The 17343-nt window shown below is 66.4% G+C and carries 22 protein-coding genes; 10 read left to right on the top strand and 12 right to left on the bottom strand.

Annotated elements, in window-relative coordinates; all coding sequences use genetic code 11:
• Positions 1 to 68 precede the first annotated feature (68 nt).
• Entirely contained in the window at positions 69 to 821 is a 753-nt protein-coding gene (locus ETR14_RS19490; RefSeq protein ID WP_129387802.1) for an NUDIX domain-containing protein, read from the top strand.
• 47 nt (positions 822 to 868) lie between these two features.
• Positions 869 to 1591, top strand: a complete 723-nt coding sequence (locus tag ETR14_RS19485; protein ID WP_129387800.1) for an extensin family protein — start codon at positions 869 to 871, stop codon at positions 1589 to 1591.
• Between the two features lie 134 nt (positions 1592 to 1725).
• On the opposite strand, the gene ETR14_RS19480 is transcribed toward ETR14_RS19485, so the two are convergent.
• Complete coding sequence (locus tag ETR14_RS19480) at positions 1726 to 1995, bottom strand: SWIB/MDM2 domain-containing protein (RefSeq protein ID WP_106512667.1); 270 nt, start codon at positions 1993 to 1995, stop codon at positions 1726 to 1728.
• A gap of 110 nt (positions 1996 to 2105) precedes the next feature.
• Positions 2106 to 2930 (bottom strand): LD-carboxypeptidase, encoded by an 825-nt coding sequence (locus ETR14_RS19475; protein ID WP_129387797.1) that lies wholly within the window; start codon positions 2928 to 2930, stop codon positions 2106 to 2108.
• Between the two features lie 57 nt (positions 2931 to 2987).
• On the opposite strand from ETR14_RS19475, the gene ETR14_RS19470 reads away from it, so the two are divergent.
• Positions 2988 to 4379 carry a Mur ligase family protein gene (locus ETR14_RS19470; RefSeq protein ID WP_129387794.1) on the top strand — a complete coding sequence of 464 codons (1392 nt, stop codon included), beginning with the start codon at positions 2988 to 2990 and terminating at the stop codon, positions 4377 to 4379.
• 5 nt (positions 4380 to 4384) lie between these two features.
• Here ETR14_RS19470 and ETR14_RS19465 read toward each other — a convergent pair whose 3' ends face one another.
• Positions 4385 to 5440 carry an alpha/beta fold hydrolase gene (locus ETR14_RS19465; protein WP_129387791.1) on the bottom strand — a complete coding sequence of 352 codons (1056 nt, stop codon included), beginning with the start codon at positions 5438 to 5440 and terminating at the stop codon, positions 4385 to 4387.
• Positions 5437 to 5805, bottom strand: coding sequence for a cupin domain-containing protein (locus ETR14_RS19460; protein ID WP_129387788.1), 369 nt, complete (start codon positions 5803 to 5805; stop codon positions 5437 to 5439). Before ETR14_RS19460 ends, ETR14_RS19465 begins: the two co-directional genes overlap by 4 nt.
• A 185-nt stretch (positions 5806 to 5990) precedes the next feature.
• On the opposite strand from ETR14_RS19460, the gene ETR14_RS19455 reads away from it, so the two are divergent.
• Entirely contained in the window at positions 5991 to 6491 is a 501-nt protein-coding gene (locus ETR14_RS19455; protein ID WP_129387785.1) for a cupin domain-containing protein, read from the top strand.
• Positions 6492 to 6498: 7 nt separating this feature from the next.
• Complete coding sequence (locus ETR14_RS19450) at positions 6499 to 7461, top strand: GlxA family transcriptional regulator (RefSeq protein ID WP_165356531.1); 963 nt, start codon at positions 6499 to 6501, stop codon at positions 7459 to 7461.
• 91 nt (positions 7462 to 7552) lie between these two features.
• Here the strand turns inward: ETR14_RS19450 and ETR14_RS29580 are convergent, their stop codons facing one another.
• The 5 genes from ETR14_RS29580 to ETR14_RS19435 form a co-directional block, all read right to left on the bottom strand.
• Entirely contained in the window at positions 7553 to 7687 is a 135-nt protein-coding gene (locus ETR14_RS29580) for a hypothetical protein (protein WP_256370185.1), read from the bottom strand.
• Positions 7688 to 7733: 46 nt separating this feature from the next.
• Positions 7734 to 7868 (bottom strand): hypothetical protein, encoded by a 135-nt coding sequence (locus ETR14_RS29575; protein WP_256370184.1) that lies wholly within the window; start codon positions 7866 to 7868, stop codon positions 7734 to 7736.
• A gap of 81 nt (positions 7869 to 7949) precedes the next feature.
• Entirely contained in the window at positions 7950 to 8393 is a 444-nt protein-coding gene (locus ETR14_RS29765; RefSeq protein ID WP_129387779.1) for a lasso peptide biosynthesis B2 protein, read from the bottom strand.
• Positions 8383 to 8655: a PqqD family protein gene (locus tag ETR14_RS19440; protein WP_129387776.1), complete on the bottom strand. Its 273-nt coding sequence runs from the start codon at positions 8653 to 8655 to the stop codon at positions 8383 to 8385. The genes ETR14_RS29765 and ETR14_RS19440 overlap by 11 nt, the downstream gene beginning before the upstream one ends.
• 2 nt (positions 8656 to 8657) lie before the next feature.
• Positions 8658 to 9590, bottom strand: a complete 933-nt coding sequence (locus ETR14_RS19435) for an HPr kinase/phosphorylase (RefSeq protein ID WP_129387773.1) — start codon at positions 9588 to 9590, stop codon at positions 8658 to 8660.
• A gap of 97 nt (positions 9591 to 9687) precedes the next feature.
• Here ETR14_RS19435 and ETR14_RS19430 point away from each other — a divergent pair, with 97 nt between their 5' ends.
• The 3 genes from ETR14_RS19430 to ETR14_RS19420 are packed head-to-tail and all read left to right on the top strand — an operon-like array spanning position 9688 to position 12840.
• On the top strand, positions 9688 to 10539 hold the full coding sequence (locus tag ETR14_RS19430) for a formyltransferase family protein (protein ID WP_129387770.1): 852 nt from the start codon (positions 9688 to 9690) through the stop codon (positions 10537 to 10539).
• Positions 10540 to 10564: 25 nt separating this feature from the next.
• The gene (locus tag ETR14_RS19425; protein WP_243455936.1) at positions 10565 to 11665 is read left to right on the top strand and encodes a nucleotidyltransferase family protein; all 1101 of its coding nucleotides are present in this window, start codon (positions 10565 to 10567) and stop codon (positions 11663 to 11665) included.
• On the top strand, positions 11665 to 12840 hold the full coding sequence (locus ETR14_RS19420; protein WP_129387764.1) for a glycosyltransferase: 1176 nt from the start codon (positions 11665 to 11667) through the stop codon (positions 12838 to 12840). Before ETR14_RS19425 ends, ETR14_RS19420 begins: the two co-directional genes overlap by 1 nt.
• On the opposite strand, the gene ETR14_RS19415 is transcribed toward ETR14_RS19420, so the two are convergent.
• The 3 genes from ETR14_RS19415 to ETR14_RS19405 all read right to left on the bottom strand — a co-directional run bounded on the left by ETR14_RS19415 (position 12786) and on the right by ETR14_RS19405 (position 15056).
• A complete protein-coding gene (locus ETR14_RS19415) occupies positions 12786 to 13988 on the bottom strand; it encodes a glycosyltransferase (RefSeq protein ID WP_129387761.1) in 1203 nt (400 codons plus the stop codon). The two genes, ETR14_RS19420 and ETR14_RS19415, sit on opposite strands and share 55 nt — an antisense overlap.
• Positions 13989 to 14122: 134 nt before the next feature.
• A complete protein-coding gene (locus tag ETR14_RS19410) occupies positions 14123 to 14350 on the bottom strand; it encodes a hypothetical protein (RefSeq protein ID WP_129387758.1) in 228 nt (75 codons plus the stop codon).
• Between the two features lie 157 nt (positions 14351 to 14507).
• Positions 14508 to 15056 carry a hypothetical protein gene (locus ETR14_RS19405; protein ID WP_129387755.1) on the bottom strand — a complete coding sequence of 183 codons (549 nt, stop codon included), beginning with the start codon at positions 15054 to 15056 and terminating at the stop codon, positions 14508 to 14510.
• 335 nt (positions 15057 to 15391) lie between these two features.
• Between ETR14_RS19405 and ETR14_RS19400 the strand changes: the two genes are divergently transcribed.
• Together ETR14_RS19400 and ETR14_RS19395 are read left to right on the top strand one after the other, a co-directional pair.
• The gene (locus ETR14_RS19400) at positions 15392 to 16528 is read left to right on the top strand and encodes a sensor histidine kinase (RefSeq protein WP_129387752.1); all 1137 of its coding nucleotides are present in this window, start codon (positions 15392 to 15394) and stop codon (positions 16526 to 16528) included.
• A gap of 2 nt (positions 16529 to 16530) precedes the next feature.
• Positions 16531 to 17271, top strand: a complete 741-nt coding sequence (locus ETR14_RS19395; protein ID WP_129387749.1) for a LytTR family DNA-binding domain-containing protein — start codon at positions 16531 to 16533, stop codon at positions 17269 to 17271.
• Positions 17272 to 17343: the final 72 nt, after the last annotated feature.

Raw genomic sequence — 17343 nt, 5'->3', positions numbered from 1 at the left:
ACCTGCCGCAGGGGCCGCCGCACCGCCGCAGGCTTCCCCCGATCCCTGTGCGCTTCTAAGGCGGGGCAATGGAGCCGCTGTCCGATCCGATCCCCGCCGCAACCCTGATCGTGATGCGCGAGACGGCAGGCGCGCCGGAATTGCTGATCGCGGAGCGCGCGCGCACGATGGCCTTCGCTGCCGGTGCGCTCGTCTTCCCGGGCGGCCGCATCGATCCGGCCGATCACGCTGCCGCCGCCATCCTCGCGCCGGCGCTCGCCGACGGTGCGGCGCGAGTCGCGGCGATCCGCGAGACGATCGAGGAAACCGGAATCGCGCCGGCGCTGTCGCCGGCACCCGATGCGGCGATGCTGACCGCGCTGCGCGCAGGCGTCGATGCGGGCGAGCCGATCCACCGGCTGCTCGCCCGCCTCGGCCTCGCCGCCGATCTGGACGCGTTGGTTCCGTTCGCGCGCTGGTGCCCCAATTTCAAGGAGGCGCGCCGCTTCGACACGCTCTTCTATCTCGTCGAAGCGCCGCCCGGCGCCGCCGCGCACGCCGATCAGGGAGAGACCGTGCGCACCTTCTGGGCGAGCGCCGCCGACATTCTGGCCGAGGTCGCCGCCGGACGGGCGCACGCCATCTTTCCGACGCGCCGCAATCTCGAGCGCCTCGCCCGCTTCGGCTCCTTCGCCGAGGCGCGGGCCGACGCCGCACGCCACCCGGTTCGCAAGATCACGCCATGGATCGAGGAGCGCGGCGGTGCCCGCTTGCTCTGCATTCCCGACGATGCCGGTTATCCCGTCACCGCCGAGCCGCTCGAGACGGCGCGGCGCCATTGACCCGCAGGCGGCGCGGAAACAAAGGCCGGGCGCGGCGTAGGAGCCCGATGCTGCGCTGGCTGAAGATCGCCCTCCTCGTCGCTATCGTCGGTTTCGGCGCCCTGCTGCTCTATGGGTACGGGCGCAATCATCCCGAAGACATGCCCTGGACGCCGCTCGATCTCGCCCAGCCGGTGGGGGCCTTCACCGGCCGCAAGCTGGTTGGCTTGCGCGATCAGCCCGCGCTCTGCCGGGCGCTGCTCGGCCGCTCGGGGGTGCGCTACACCGCCCTCGCCCCGCGCGAGGGTGCCGGCCGATGCGGCTATCGCGACGGCGTCCGCCTCGACCGCGGCGGCGCCACCCGGATCGCCTTGCGGCCGGCGGGGCTCGCCACATCCTGCCCGGTCGCCGCCGCGCTCGCCCTGTGGGAATGGCATGTCGTCCAGCGGGCCGCGCTCGAGCATCTCGGCACCCAGGTCGCCACCATCGATCATTTCGGCAGCTACAATTGCCGGCGTATCTACGGCCGCACGGAGGGTGCCTGGAGCGAGCATTCGACCGCCAACGCGATCGACGTTGCCGGCTTCCGGCTGGACGATGGCCGCCGCGTCACCGTGCTGCGCGACTGGCAGGACAAGGGCGCCAAGGGCCGCTTCCTGCGCGCGGTGCGCGACGGCGCCTGCGATCTGTTCGCGACCGTGCTCTCGCCCGATTACAATGCGGCGCACCGCGATCACCTCCACCTCGATCAGGCGGCGCGGGGCAAGATGGGCTGGCGCGGCTGCCGCTGAGACGTACTTTCCAAGCCTGACGGCGGCGAAGCGGCGCCTGGAGCAGCTCCCGAAACGAGAACGGCCGCTCCGACCCGTCGAGGATCGAAGCGGCCGAGACCGTCTTCAGCGATGCCGGTCGTGCCGGCGCGCGCTTACTTGAGGTGGTTGGAGAGGTGCTTGTTCATCTCGAACATCGACACCTTGTCCTTGCCGAAGATCTTGCGGAGCTTGTCGTCCGCCAGGATCTCGCGCTTGTTCTCGGGGTTCTGCAGATTGTTGGAGCGGATGTAGTCCCACATCTTGCTCACAACCTGGCTGCGCGGCAGCGGATCGGAGCCCGTGATGTGGGCCAGATCCTCGGAAGGCTGCACCGGACGTGCAAGTCCGCCCTTCGCTTCGCCGCCAGAAGTCCCTTTAGCCATAATACCCTCCCTGTGGTGCGGGGATCGATAAGCCCCAAACGGGCGGCGAGTGCAAGCGATTCTGAGAGAGACCGCGTTATCACGGTGCCGGGCGTCCCCCTGCCGCGAGTTTAATCTGGATCAGCAGCGCCGAACGGCACGATCTTGTTGGCGGCATCGTGCCCGATGTCGGCCGCCCCGAGAAAGGGAATGCCCGACCGCGCGCACCAATAGCGCACCACCTCCTCCTCGCCGGCGCCGAAATCCGGCTCGTTGACCGGAACGTCGCTGACCCGGCCGAGCCGGATGCCGGCAATCTTGCGAATGCCCGGATTGCTGGTGATGTGAAACATCGAACGGTCGATGCTGTACATATATTCCGACACGTCCTCGAGCAGCAGCACGTGGCCGGTGAGATCGGGCTGCAGGTCGGTGCCGAGCAGCTGGCTCAGCACGGTGATGTTGAAGGCGGCGGACGGCGCGGCGCCGAGCCCGTCCTCGAGCGCCGCCGGATCGCGACGGACCAGCCAGGCGAGCGACCGCCGCACCGCCGCCTCGCCGCCGTCGCGGCGCAGCTCGTTGGTCATCGGGCCGTGAACCAGGTTCGGGAAGCCGGCGCGGTAGAGGCCGGCGAGCAGGAAGCCGGCGTCGCTATAGCCGAGATAGGTCTTGTCGCGCGCACCGCGGTCGAGCCTGGCGATCACGTCCTGGGCGATCCGGCACGATCCATAGCCGCCGCGCGCGAACCAGAGCGCATCGAACGCCGTGTCACAGGCAAATTCGGCGAAGGCCGCCGCTCTGGCGTCGTCGTCGCCGGCGAAGTGGCCGTGGCTGAGGAAGCATTGCGGGTGGAAGACCAGCTCCGCTTCGGGAAACTCCGCGGCGGCGATCGCCAGCACCCGCGTCGCGACCTCCTGCCTGATCGGCGTGCTCGGCGCCACCACTCCGATCCGCATTCCCGTTCCTTGCGCTCAGCGTTTGAAAAGCCTGGTGAAGGTCAATAGGGCGGCGGGATGGCCGACACCAAATCCTATTTCTTCTGCGGCATCGGAGGCAGCGGCATGCTGCCGCTGGCCAGCATCGTACGCGGGCAAGGCGCCGAGGTCGCGGGATCCGATCGCTCGCTCGATCAGGGCCGGCTCGGCGACAAGTTCGCCTTTCTCGAGCGACAGGGCATCGCCCTCTTCCCGCAGGACGGTAGCGGCATCAGCCGCCCCGACCAGATCCTGGTCACGTCCGCAGCTGTCGAGGAGACCGTGCCCGACGTTCAGGCCGCTCGCCGGATCGGCGCCCAGCAGCTGACCCGGCCACAGCTGCTCGCCATGTTGTTCAACGCTGCGCCGCTGTCGATCGGGGTCGCCGGTACCAGCGGCAAATCGACCGTGACCGGGATGATCGGCTGGATCCTGCACGCGGTCGGCCGCGATCCGACGGTGATGAACGGGGCGGTGATGAAGAATTTCATCACTGCCGACACCCCGTTCGCAAGCGCCCTCGTCGGCGGTGGCGACGTCTTCGTCAGCGAGGTCGATGAGAGCGACGGATCGATCGCGCTCTACCGCCCTTCGATCGCTTTGCTCAACAATGTCAGCCTCGACCACAAGACCATGGACGAGCTGCGCAGCCTGTTCCTCGGCTTCCTCGAACGGGCTGGCACCGCGGTGCTGAACCTGGACGACGAGGAGACCCGACTCCTCGCCGACAAGATCGATCGGCACAAGCGGATCACCTTCAGCCTCGCCGACGACAGCGCCGATCTGTTCGGCAGCGATGTCCGCGAGGAACCGCTGGCCGTCTCGCTCAGCGTTCGCGCGGACGACGAGACCGTTCCGCTGCAGCTGCAGGTGCCGGGCCGGCACAATGCCGCCAATGCTCTCGCCGCGCTCGCCGCCGTGCGCGCTGCCGGCATCCCCCTCGCCCGCGCCGCCGAGGCGCTCGCCGGTTTCACGGGCCTCAAGCGTCGGTTCGATGTGGTGGGGACCCGGAACGGGATCAGCGTGATCGACGATTTCGGGCACAATCCCGACAAGATCGCCGCCACATTGAAGACGCTGCATGCCTTTCCGGGCCGCGTGCTGGTGATGTTCCAGCCACACGGCTACGGCCCGTTGAGAGTGATGAAGGATGCGCTCGTCGCCTGTTTTGCCGACAATCTGGCCGAAGACGACGTGCTGGTCATGCCGGATCCGATCTATTTCGGCGGCACGGTGGAGCGCGCGGTGACCAGCGCCGACATCGTCGCGGCGGTGCGCGCGTCGAGTCGGCAGGCGGAACATGTCCCGGATCGCGCCGACTGCGGCGTCCGCCTCCGCGCCCTCGCCAGGCCGGGCGATCGGGTCATCGTCATGGGCGCGCGCGACGATACGCTGTCGCTGTTCGCCCGGGATCTGCTCGACAGCTTCTGACCGCTTCAGCGCGCGAGCACCTCCCGAATCGCAGCGATGACGGCGTCCGGTGCGTCAAGCTGGATGTAATGGCCGGTATCCGGAACGACGCGGTGCCGCCCGAGCTTCGACAGCGATGCGGTCTCGGCGTGCAACGCAAGTCCTGAGGCCTGGCCGGCCGCGTCCAGCGGATCGGCGGCATCGTAGCGACCGTGGGTCAGCACGATCACCGGTGTCTTTCCCAGTCGGCCGGCGCGGAACAGGCCCGCATAGACGGGATCGGCGGCGGCATTGCCGTACACGCTGTTGGCGATCTCGGACGCCTGCGCTGCCTGATAGGCAGGCGTGACCTGGATCCGCCGGCGCGCGACGGCGATGTCGGGGCCGAGCGCGGGGCGCTCCGGATCGGCGCAGCGCCGATAGGCGATGGTGGTCGGATCGAGTTCCTGTTCCCGGGCGCGTTCCGCGCAGCCGCGGTAACGTTCGACGATACCGCCGAGCGCGGTCAGGTCCAGCAGCTCTGACCGGGCCGCGAACGCGTCGCCGTAGCGTGACCGCAGCAAGCTGCGGCTGCGCTCGCCCGACCGCTCCTCCGCAGGATCGACCAGCACCAGCCCTGCGACGTCCTCGGGATAAAGGGCGGCGTAGAGCTTGACGTTGAAGCCGCCGAGCGAGTGGCCGACGAGAACGAGCGGTGTCTTTAGCTCGGCAGCGGCAATGAGAGCATGCAGATCCTCGGCAATGGCCACGGGCGTGCGCGGCCCTGCGGCTGGATCGCTCCGACCAAGGCCGGCGCGATCGTAGGAACAGGCGCGTGCCTGGGCGGAGATGGCAGGCTGCACCAGCGCCCAGACCACGGACCAGTCGCTGCCGCCGGCGTCGAACAGGACGGTTTGGTCGCCGCTGCCGGTGCAGTAGAGGTTGAGCCGCCGGCCGCCACCGATGTCCACGCGCGAATGCGCCTCGGCAAAGGCGCGGCCGGTCTCGGGCGCGACCGCCTTCAGCGGGCTTGCCGGCACCTGGGAGAACCCGATCGTCGACAGCATCGACAGAACGGACGCGGCGAGCACCCCCAGTCTCACAGCTCCACCGCTCTCGTCGCCGTCGCGACATCGCCGGTATTCGGTGTTCCGTTAGGGTCGATCAGCAGCAACTTTACTTCGCCGCGGCGGGCGGCAGGGCGATGTTCGGTGCCTCGCGGCACGATCAGCAATTCGCCGGGCCGGACGGTGACCGTATGGTCGCGAAAGTCCATGTCGAATTCTCCGTCCAGGATCAGGAACAATTCGTCCGTCTCGTCATGCTTGTGCCAGACCCACTCGCCCACGGACCGGACCAGTCGTACCTCGTTGTCATTGTAGCGGGCAACGATCTTCGGTGCCCAGGTCTCGCTGAAGGTTTCGATCTTCTCGTGCAGATCGATTTTGACCGGTTGCCGCTGCGACATGTGCTCACGCTCCTCTGGTGGGACCTGAACGATGCCCGGCACTGCGGCAATTCCGCCAGTGGCCGGTTCGCCAAAGATCGGGGATTGCTCGCCAAGCATTGTGCGGCTCGCCGCTGGCGAAATATCCACGGTTGGTGTCCGATCTGCCACTTGCCGCTGCCGGTCGCAGCGATAGGATCTGCGGGATGACGACGTCCCTGCCCGTCCCGATCGCTAGCGGTTCCCAACCCGGACCCGGCGTTCGTGCCGTGGACGTGCCGGCAACAGGCGGATCCACCTATCCTCAGCCCTTCGCGAGCAGGGTCGCAGGCCGGGTCAAGCGCAGGCTCGGCGACGCTTTCGGCCTCACCAATTTCGGGATCAACCTCGTCACGCTCGCACCGGGTAGCGCATCCTCGGTACGTCACCGCCACAGCGTTCAGGACGAGTTCGTCTATGTTCTTGCCGGGGAACTGGTGCTGGTTCACGATCACGGCGAGCAGACGCTGCATGCCGGCATGTGCGTCGGCTTTCCGGCGGGCGGCACCGCCCACCATCTGCTCAACCGCTCACAGGCGGACGCCTGCTATCTGGAAGCGGGCGACCGCCTGCCCGGCGATTCCGCCGTCTATCCCGACGATGATCTCGAAGCATTCAGAGGGGAACAGGGGTGGACGTACCGTCACAAGAATGGCGATTTCTATTGAGCCGCCGATGCGCACGACGATAATCACGCTTGCCGGGGCGATGCCGTCCAGCGTGACGATCACGCTCGATGTCCTCACCTACGCCAATCGGCTGTGCACGCAGGCTGGCCGTCCTGCCCCCTTCGAGCTTCGATTGTTCGGTTCCGGCGCTGCCGACTTCGCGCCGTTCGTCGAGCAGGCGGCCGATTCCTCACTGCCGCCAGAATTGGTTCTGGTGCCGGCACAAGGCCTTTCGAAGGCGCCCTCACTTGCGAAGCGTCTGCAGGACCCCGACGTGGAGGATGCGCGGCGCGAAATCATTCGGGGCGCGGATGCGGGGGCGGATATCGCCAGTTCCTGTACGGGCACCCTGCTGCTGGCGAGCACCGGGTTGCTCGACGAACGCCGTGCCACCACCGCCTGGTGGCTGGCGCCGCTCTGCCGCGAGCTGTTTCCGCGGGTACGCCTCGACACGCGCGAACTGGTGCTGGCCGACCGTCGCTTCACCACCGCAGGCGCGGCGATGGCACAGATGGACCTGATGGTGCTGATCGTGGCGCGTCATGCAGGCAGCGCAATCGCCGATCGATGCGCGCGCATCATGGTCCTGGACGAGCGCCGATCGCAGGCGCCCTACATGGCCATCGGCCTTCTTGCCGCCGGCGACGAGAAGGTCGCGCGTGCGGCCGCCTGGGCGCGGGCCGCACTCGAGGGCGGCACCAGCGTCAACGAGATTGCCGCGGCCGTCGGCGTTTCTCCGCGAACCTTTGCCCGCCGGGTCCAGCGCAGCACGGGTCTCTCACCCGTCAGGTTTCTTCAGCGCGTCCGGCTCGAAAGGGCGGTCGAACTGATCGAGACCACCCGCCTGCCGGTGGAGGAGGTTGCGCGCCAGGTCGGCTATGCCGAACCCTCCACGCTGCGAGGGTTGATCCGGCGCACCTATGGGGCAGGTCCCCGCGAGCTTCGCTCACGCTCCGCCCGGGGCAGGTGACGGCCGGTCGCTGACGACCGATCGGGCGGAAAGGAGCCATGCGAGACGGCGGAGCCGAGGCTCCGCCACATCGTGGATCGGAGACCGATCCTTAAGGCGCTGTGACCTGCGCTGTCTCGAGGTCCAGCTTGGTTACCTCCGGCGTGATCCACTCACGGGCGGTGCCCTGCGATTGCTCGATCGTCTCCTCGGACGTCACTTCCGAAAGCTTGGTCGTATCGCTCATTTCGAATTGCTCCTGTCCCGAGAATTTCCGATGGGAAACGTCAGCCTCAAGCGGTTGCTTGCGCCGTTTCGAGCTCCAGCCTGGTCACCTGTGGCTTCACCCATTCACGCGCCGTGCTCGGCGCTGCTTCGGCTTCGAAAGTCGATTCGACATGATCGGGACCGACGCTGGATTCTACCATGAGATGCACTCCATTTGACCCGCTGCATCTGACATGACGTCTTCGGACCGGTCAAGTTCCGGCAATGCGGGCGGCCTCTTTTCAGCCACGATCAGCCGGATTGCGGAGAAGTGGTGGACCTGAACTGCCTGGAAAGCTCGCGAGCAATGCGAAATTGCTCGCTTGATCGTGCCCGACGACGGGAAGGCCCTGGACCTCGAGCCAGGCATGCGCCTGCACGGCTCCGCTTGTCCGGGAAACGCCGTAATGGAGCGTCGGCTTCAAGCCTCGGAGGCGCAGCATCCATGCCGCGGCGAGGGCTCTTCGAAGGCAGGTGAGGCCGAGGCGCGCACCGCCGCGATCCACCGCCGCCGCGATCCGAGCGACGACGCGTGGATCGGGGGCGCACGGGCCTGGCGCCCCCAGGGTAAAGATCAGCCGACGAAAGCCGAAGAGGCGTAGTCCATAGCGGCTGAGCAGGAGGAAGAAGGTCGCCTCGATGGCGAGCAGACGATCGCCTCGTGAACGCTCCCTTTCACCCGTCACGGCGGTGGATCACGCCCATCTGCTCAAGCTCGCGGAGCAGTCCCTCGACATCTTCGCGGCATCGCTCCGGGTCGATCCGATACTGTCGCTCCAGAGTCTCGCAGAGTTGCTCGAGGCTCCGCGGGGACTCAAGCAGCTTCCAGATATCGGCAGCCGTTCGATTGAAAGCGATGTACGCACCGCTTTTCAGGTCCATCACGGCAAGTTCGTCCCCGAATTCGGCGGTGGGAACGTCGGGTGCGCGGACGAAGGTGGCGTGCATGTTCAATGTCCAAATTCGGCGGAAAGAAGATCCGCACCAGCCGCGAAGGCTCCATAATCACGCGGACGGGTGAAACGGTAGACCGGGATCTCGCGTGCCATCCGCGACACGAGATCGAAGGCGGCCGGCCGTAGCGCGCGCGGAAACAGATGAAGACCCATGCGAAGGCGGATCGCCGCGACCAGCACGGCGAACGGAGCGACGCCGCCCAGCCGCTCCAAGCGCGGCGGCCCGTCCTCGAACGCCAGCTCGACGACCGCGCGGACAGGCGCTTCGTCGATCCCGCTGTCATCCTGCACGAACGCGAATTTGTCTCGCGTCGGCTGGTGACCGATCGACCGCTCGCGATCCCAGCCGAGCGCATCGGCGGCGTCGCGCAGCAAGCGCAGCTCGGGCGCACCCTTGCCGGTGACATAGGTGCCGCCCTCCGGTCGTATCAGGCAGAGATCGTCGGCAAAGAGCGGATGGCCGCGCAGCACCATGCCGGCGGTCAAGCTTGTCTTGCCGGCACCGGACGGACCGACGAAGGCGACCATCCCGGACGGGAACATCACGCCCGAGCCGTGGACGGGGAACAGGCCGCGCTGATAGCCGGCAACGCCCACCGCATTGGTCACCGCCAGGTACCAGAACAGCTCGTCGCTGAGCTCCGTCATCGCTTCGAATCGCGCCCACCGCCCGTCGCGCACCAGCACGCCCCATTTCTCGGGCTGGCGAAACAGGTATTCTGAAGTGGTCGCCTGGAAATAGTCGTCGTACGTTTCGGCGTTGGGCAGCGCCTGCGGAACCGTGCCGAACTCGATCACGATCGGCTCGTCACCGCCGCGGCTTGGCAATCGCGTGAGTCTCGGCACCGGGCGCTCGACCGCGATGGTCATCCCGTATGCGCGGTAAAGGTGCGTCGCGGTCGCGGCCGGCAAGGATGAAGTCGCCATCGCACCGCTGCTTAGTCACCCCTTGCCTGCTCGGCAACGGCTGTGCAGATGGATGACATCGAAGGGCCGGAGCGGTTGAAACGGGGTTGGCACCGCAATGCGCATCATAGTGTTCGGCACCGAATCCCCGATCACCCTTTCCTGCCTGGAAGCTCTTTCGGCCGCCGGGCACCAGATCCTGCTGGTGATGACGCAGATACCGCTGCGATCGAAGATCAAGCGCGACCTCCTGCGTCAATGGCCCGGACCGCAACGCTTTGCACGCGGCAGCGCGATACCAACGGCCTGGTATGAGCCCGGAGCAACGAACGACTTCATCGCCGCGTTCCGGCCCGACATCCTGTGCATCGCCACGTTCAAGCATTGTCTTGAGGAAGAGACCGCAGCAATCGCGCGGTTCGGCGCGATCAACCTGCACCCCTCGCTGCTGCCCCGCCAGCGGGGGCCGCAGACCCTCTTCCGGATTTATCATGACGGTGATCTGGAGACAGGGCTGACCGTCCATCGCGCCACTCCCCGCTTCGATGCAGGCCCGATCATCGTGCAGGATGCTCTGTCCATACCGCGCGGCTTCCCGGTCGAGCTGCTCGAACGCGAGCTCGCGCTCCGAGCCGGTCCGACCCTGTTGCGGGCAATTGCCTTCGTCGAGGCGGGCGCCGAGGAGCGAGCCCAGGATGAGGCCGCAGCAACCCGTGGTACCCGCTTCGATGCCGCCTCGTTTCGCGCCCCGGTCGAGAATTGGCCCGTGGAGCAGAGCTGGCACTTCCTTCGCGGCTTCTGCTCCCGCTTCAAGCAGCCGCTGACCGACGAGGATGGCAGATCGGTAACCTACGCGTCGGTCGGCGACTATGTACGTTCCGCCGAGCCGCTTGTCCCGGGCAAGGTCGATCGGACCTCGACCGGATGGCGCCTTCACTGCAACGGCGGCTTCATCCATCTGTTGCCATGACCTGGAGGAGCGTACCTTGAAGCACGTGGATGTCCCGGGCGGCGACACCTGGCAGGCGTTCCTCGCATACGGCGCGCTCTTCCAACCTTGGCTGGAGAGCCGGGCGAGCGTCCGCACGGAGCCGCTTTGCTCCGCAGATGTCGCGCCGCTCAGGGTGCTGACCCAGCGCTACGGCACCAGCACGTCATTGGCCTGGATCCTGGAGCGCAGCCGGCCGAGCGAAGAGGTAAGAGCCTATTCCAATCTCGCCTTGCTCTATGGGCGCACCAAGGCAGAGCGTCAGATGCAGGGATTGGAGCGGCTGGTTCACGCGATGAACCGCGCCGGGGTGACACCCTTGTTGCTGAAAGGCTCGGCCGCGCGCGTGGGCGGAATCTATCCCGATCCGGGCTTTCGGCTGATGGCGGACATCGATCTCATCGTGCCGCCCGAGCATCTTGCGTCCTGCGTCGCCGCCGCCGAAGCGGCCGGCTTCGCGATCGTTGCCAAGCCTCCCGGGGCCGAAGCCGGTCACGCGCTGCAGCAATATAGCGATGAGTTCGCGTTGCTGCTCGAAGTCCATCACCAGCTTACACGCATATACGAACGGGAAAACTTTCCGGCGGAGATGCTGTTCGAGGCTGCGCACCTCGCCGAGTTCAGAGGGGGCCATGTGCTTCTGCCCGATTGGTCGCACCATGCGGCACTCACGATCCTCCACGCCGTCGCATGGGATCGCAGCCGGCACATGGCGCTGGTGCCGATCAAGGCGCTGCTCGATCTCGCCGCGCTCAAGGCCTCGGATGCGCCGGTCTCGTGGTCCGCCGTCGCTCAGCTGCTGGAGCGTGCCGGTGAGCGGAGCAGCCTGATCCATGTCGAAACGCTGTTCCGCGCCCTGTTCGGAACGGCACTGACCGAGATCGACATATCCCCAGCCCGGCAGAAGCGCATTCTTCGCTTCTACGCTCTGGGTGCGGCCTACCCAATCCTGCACCATGTCGGCCTTGCCGTTACCGAGGTGCGGCGCCGGCTGATCAGGGCAAGGCGCCAGCCGGCACGGCTGCTCCAGTTGCTCAACCCAGGCTTCTACTGGCGGATGGCGCGCACGACCCGCAAGGCACTCGATTCGAAAACGGCCCTTCACTGATGGACGGACGCCCCCGGGTCCTTCATGTCCTCGGCTCCCTCCACTGGGGTGGCATCGAGACCTGGCTGATGCACATCGTTCGTCATCAGCATCGCTTCGACGTCCGCCATGAACTTCTGCTCACCGAAACGCGGACCGGCGCCTATGAGGGCGAAGCCCGGCGGCTTGGTATTCCGATCCACAAGATCCCGCTCCGTAACGGGCGTGTCGCCTGGTTCGGCAAGTTCAGCCGCTTCCTGCGCGAAGACGGCCCTTTCCTTGCCGTCCACGCCCATGACGATCCTCCGTTTACCGCCTTGCTGCTGACGACGGCGAAACGCGCCGGTGTGCCGATCCGAATCGCGCACTCCCACTCCGCCCGAAGTCGCGGAGAGGATTATCCTCTGAGCCGGCGGCTCCTGCGTCTGGCGGCGATTCCTCTGGCCAAAGCCGTCGCCACGCGGCTGGTCGGGATCAGCGAAGACGCACTGGCGGAGATCGCCGGCGCGCATTGGCGCTCCCGCGACCGCGCCTCGCTCCTTTTCTATGGGTTCGATTTCGGCCGGTTTCGGGGCGCGGCAGAGCGCGGTACGGCGCTGCGCCGGCGGTTGGCGCTGCCGCCAAATGCCCGCATTGTCGGCAACGTTGCTCGCTTTTCCCCGGTCAAAAATCACGATTTGCTGCTTCGGGCGTTCGCGATCTGCCGCGGGCAATGCCCGGACGCGCATCTTGTGCTGGTCGGTGCCGGGCCGCTTCAGGAGGCGCTCGAAAGCTTGGCCGACACGCTCGGAATAAGAAGTTCCGTGCTTTTCGCCGGCACCAGCGACGACGTTCCCGCCTTCATGGCGATGTTCGACCTGTTCGTTCTCCCATCCTTCAGCGAGGGTCTGGGGATCGTCTGCATCGAGGCGCAGGCGGCAGGAACGCGGCTGCTCGTCTCGGACACGACACCGGCGGAAGCGCTCGTCGTGCCGGGCGCGAGTGAGACGCTCGATCCCGGAGCGCCCGCGCCGATCTGGGGCGCGGCGATGGCGCGGCTGGTGGGTATGCCGCCTCCCGAGGCGGCGCCAGAAGCGTGGCTTGACGAACTTGAACGCGGACGGTTCGGGCTAGATCGCTGCATCGCGGAGCTTGCCGCACTTTACCTGCCGCACCCGCCGGAGCGCGCTTCCGCCATTGCGCGCAGACGCCCATAAGCCTCGTCGTGGCACCGCTCCAGCATTTCGGGCCAGAAAAGCCGTGCCTGTTCGACGCCCGACCAGGCTGCGCTCGCCACGAGATCGGGAGCAGTCGCAAGCCGCCGGATCGTCTCCGCGAGACTGCGGGAGTCGCCGCTGGGGTGCAATTGCGCCCTTGGCAGCAGCTCGGGAATCCCGCCGACGTCGGAGCCGATGCAAGCGACCCCGCGGCTCATGGCTTCGATCGTTGCACGCGGCAGTCCTTCGGCGAGGCTCGGCTGGAGGTGAAGATCGATGTCGTCGAGCCAACCCCTGACCGGCGCACCCGGCTCGCGAGTCCCGTCGAAGCGAACCAGATCCTCGACCCCTGCCGAGCGGGCGAGCGCGCGCCACGGCTCCGGATTGCCGGGCCCGAGGATGGCGTATGGATAGTGCAGGCCCTCGGCCCGCAGCTGGGCAATCGCTTCGATCGCGAGGTGGAGGCCCTTGTAGAACGGGGACAGGCTGGCGATCGTGCCAAGCTGCGGCAATCCGCCTCGCGCCAGCCTTTCCAGACGCCGGCCACGGCGACCGCGGTCTTCCGCAGACAAGGGCACAATCTCAACGTCGGAACAACTGATCTGATGATGTGAAGACGGGTATCGGTTCTGCAGGAATTCGGAGGTGACGTAGACGACCAGCGGTGCGCGGGCGGCGGCGCGGCACGTCCGGTGGAAGAAGATCGGCGCATACAGCTTGAGGATCGGCGAGCCGTGGTTGATCGCTGCGTCCCAGGCACAGCCGGCAAGCTCGACCGCCAAGGGCTTGCCCTGCCGCTCCGCCTCCGCTGCGGCAAGAAAGCCGAGCTCGCTCGGCAACCGGGCAACAACGGCATTCGCCTGTGCCACGGCGGCCCGGACGCGCGCGCGCGACGTCCTCCAGTTGAACGCCGCCCCCCATAGCGAGCCGATGTTTGGAGCGAATTGGAAGAAGACGCGCGCCCGGTCCGCGCGGATTTCCGCCCCGGCCGCACCTTTATTGCGCCCGTTTCGCGCCAGCACGCACACCTCGTCGAAATGCCGCAGGTAGCGTTCCCACAGGGCGCTCGGAAACGTTCCGGACGTGTAGATATGGCCGTCTGCGCCGTGCTCGAAGCGATTGTCGTGCACGAACAGAAGCCGCATCATCTTCCCTAAGCCAAAGCGCTGACGCGCTTTCTTTAGCCCGCCCTGCAGCGACAATGTCACGCAGAATGCGGCGGGTCTGGAGCGGTGTCTCTCCGCCGCGACGATGGGCTGCGCCTTACGTACAAACACGAATGTCAACTAAGTTGGTTGACATTGTTGCTGAACCCGTTATGCTGCACTGCACCAAAACAAGGAAAATCGAAATGGTTCAGCGTCTTACCGGCGCGCTTTCTGGCGTGACCTTCGGCATTCTTTACGTCTCGATGGTCGTCATCGGTATGTAATGGCTGTGCGGGCAGGCTTCCTGCTCGTTTGAAAAAGCCCGCGCGGCCTGGTGCCGCAGCGGGCTTTTTGCTGTCCATCGCACATCGTAGGAAGGCAGGGCGCCACCGGCTTACACGAAAACGGCGGAGCCGAAGCCCCGCCGCCTGTCGTTCGTCTCTGACCTTTGAAGCCGGGTCGCCTCAGATCGGAACTCCAGGAACCGACCTCAGGTGTCCACCAGGATCCAAACGGGCCTCAGCCCTCGACGGTGACGTCGATCTTGTCGACCCACTCCGGCAGGAACGCCGGCTCGCGGTTCGACCAGCCCGGGGCGGTCGCGGCGGCTTCGCTGATCGACTGCAGCAGGGTCCGGCGCCGTTCGGGATGGAGGTGCGGCAGCGCCGCGGCGGCGCAGAAGGCGCCCGGCAGCCAAGGGCGAACCGCAGCGCCGATCAGGCGCTCGTAGAGAAAGCGATAGGATGCGAAGTCCGGAAGACGATCCTGCCCGAGATCGAAGGCGGTGATCGTGATCAGCGGCCCCATCAACGGCTCCATCTCATCGAGGCCGCTATCGTCCGGCACATGCTCGCGAATCTGCTCCAGCCGGCGATACATGCGCTCCTGCGCACGAATGCTGGCGGCTTCGCCGACATCGCGCGACCAGCGGCGGATCGCGTCGCGGCGGCCAAGGCCGATGTCGAGAGCGCGGCGAATGTAACGCTGCGTCGCGGCGGAAAAGCCCGCAAATTCCTTCATTTCGACCAGCGTCAACGCCCCGTGAGCCGGCTTCGTATTGGTCGCCATCTTCCCGCTCCTTCTACCCGTCGGAGTCTATGCGGCCGAAACTCTTACAGGCCGCTTAACCAACGCCTCCGTTCCCCACCGTAAATGGACCAAAGTTCGTGCCGCGCCGCAACGAGAATGTTGACCGCGCGGCGGCAGCGTCTCAGGAGTGTCACATCGCCGCCACAGACGAAGCCGAGAAATCGCGGAAATATGGGATCCAAACGCACTCGTAACGATTTATCCACACCAAAACCGTTCGAGGGACTTGCCGGAACGCGCTTTCCCGTATCGCCGGCCGCGGCTGTGACGACCTGGATCGCTTCGCTTCGGATCCCGGCTGAGCTGCTCCCGGCATGCGGATCGTGTGGGCCGATGTGGTGATACCGGTTCGGACCCGGCTTCCCGATCTGCCGCTGGCCGCCGCTACGATCGGCGGCTTCTGGCTTTTCTATCTCGCCACCATCGTCCTGCGGATGGCCTTGCTCGAAGAGAATTTTCGGGCGCTGCAATATCGCGCGGCGGGCTGCGTGATCGGCGTCATTCTCACCTTCCTCGTCTATCTCGTCCTGCACCGCGCCGCTGCCGAGAGCATCCGTATCAAGGTCATCGCCGCCGCGATCGCCTGCGTGCCGGCGGCGGCGATCTTCTCCACCTTCAATCTCGCTTTCATGCTCTACCAGCCATTGCCCCGGTCGATGCCGGAGGCGCCGACCGCCGCCGTAGCGTCGCGTCCGCTGCAGACGCATCCGCCCTCCGACGCCCGCGTCGCCCGTCTCATCGCGGACGGGCTCGTCACCTGGTATTTCTTCTTCGCCGCGTGGGCGAGCCTCTACCTCGCGATCAGTTCCTCCGTGCAGCTTCGCAATGCGGAACGACGCGCCTCCCGCGCAGAGCGTGATGCCCATGCCGCGCAGCTTCGCGCGCTTCGCTACCAGGTGAACCCCCATTTCCTGTTCAACACCTTGAACTCGCTGTCGTCGCTGGTGCTGTCGCGGCGCGAGGAAGAGGCCGAGAACATGATCGTCGGCCTCTCGACCTTCTTCCGCGCCAGCCTCTCGATCGATCCCACCGACAACATCAGCCTCGCCGAAGAGATCAAGTTTCAATTGCTCTACCTCGACATAGAAAAAGTGCGTTTCCCCAACCGCCTTCGAGTCACCGTGCGCGTTCCCAAGGCGCTCGAACAGGTCCAGGTTCCGCCCTTGATCCTGCAGCCGATCGTCGAGAATGCGATCAAGCACGGCGTCGCCCGCACCACCGATCAGGTGACGTTGACGATCGAGGCCTCGGAGGAAGCCGGTCGTCTGGTCGTTCGGGTCGAGAATGATCGCGGACCGGATCCCGCCGCGGGTGCCGCGCACGGAACCGGTGTCGGCCTTGCCAACGTCTGCGACCGCCTCGCCGCGCGTTTCGGCCGCGAAGCCGAATGCCACCATGAAGCCTTGCCGAACGGCGGCTACCGCGTCACCATTGCCATGCCTCTCGAGTAACCATGTCCGCCATCCGATTCCTGATCGTCGACGACGAGCCGCTCGCGGTCGAACGTCTCCAATTGCTCCTTGCCCGCATCGACGGCGTTGCACTCGCCGGCACCGCGTCCGAGGGCGCCGCCGCCCTGCGCCTGATCGAGGCGCTGACGCCCGACGTGGTGCTGCTCGACATCGCAATGCCGGGTATGGACGGGATCGAGGTCGCCCGCGCCCTCGGATCGCTCGAAAAACCGCCAATGGTAATTTTCGTCACCGCATTCGACACGTTTGCCGTGGCCGCCTTTGAGGTCGAGGCGATCGATTATCTGATGAAGCCGGTCTCCGGAGAGCGGCTCGCCAAGGCGGTGGACCGCGCACGCGGCCGCTTGAGCGAAGACGATGCCGGCGAGCCGGCGCCCAAGACCTCGCGCCATCTCGAGGAATTCTGGGTCTCCGAGCCGCGCGGCCTGGTCCGCCTCGCCGCCGCCGACGTCGATCGGATCACCGCGGAGCGCGACTATATGCGGCTCCACGTCGGTCGCCGCAGCTGGTTGATCAATCACACCATCGCCAGGCTCGAGGAAGAGCTCGACCCAACACGGTTCGTCCGGCTGCACCGCTCCTCGATCGTCCGGCGCGATTTCGTCACCGGGTTCCGGCGTGACGAGACCGGACGCTGGTATGCCCAGCTCGGCGACGGCGAAGAGCAAAAGGTGGGGCGACTCTATCTGCAGAATGCGCGCGAACTCGCGGGCCGCGCGTGAATTGAACGAACCGGGGAAATGGCGCGCCATCGCTCGACCTGATTGCCGCGCAACTTCTTGATTCGGCGACAC

It is taken from the genome of Sphingosinicella sp. BN140058 (genome assembly GCF_004135585.1).
Taxonomy (GTDB): Bacteria; Pseudomonadota; Alphaproteobacteria; order Sphingomonadales; family Sphingomonadaceae; genus Allosphingosinicella.
The sequence above is the reverse complement of the archived record's forward strand: the minus strand, read 5'-3'. Positions and strand labels throughout refer to the sequence as shown.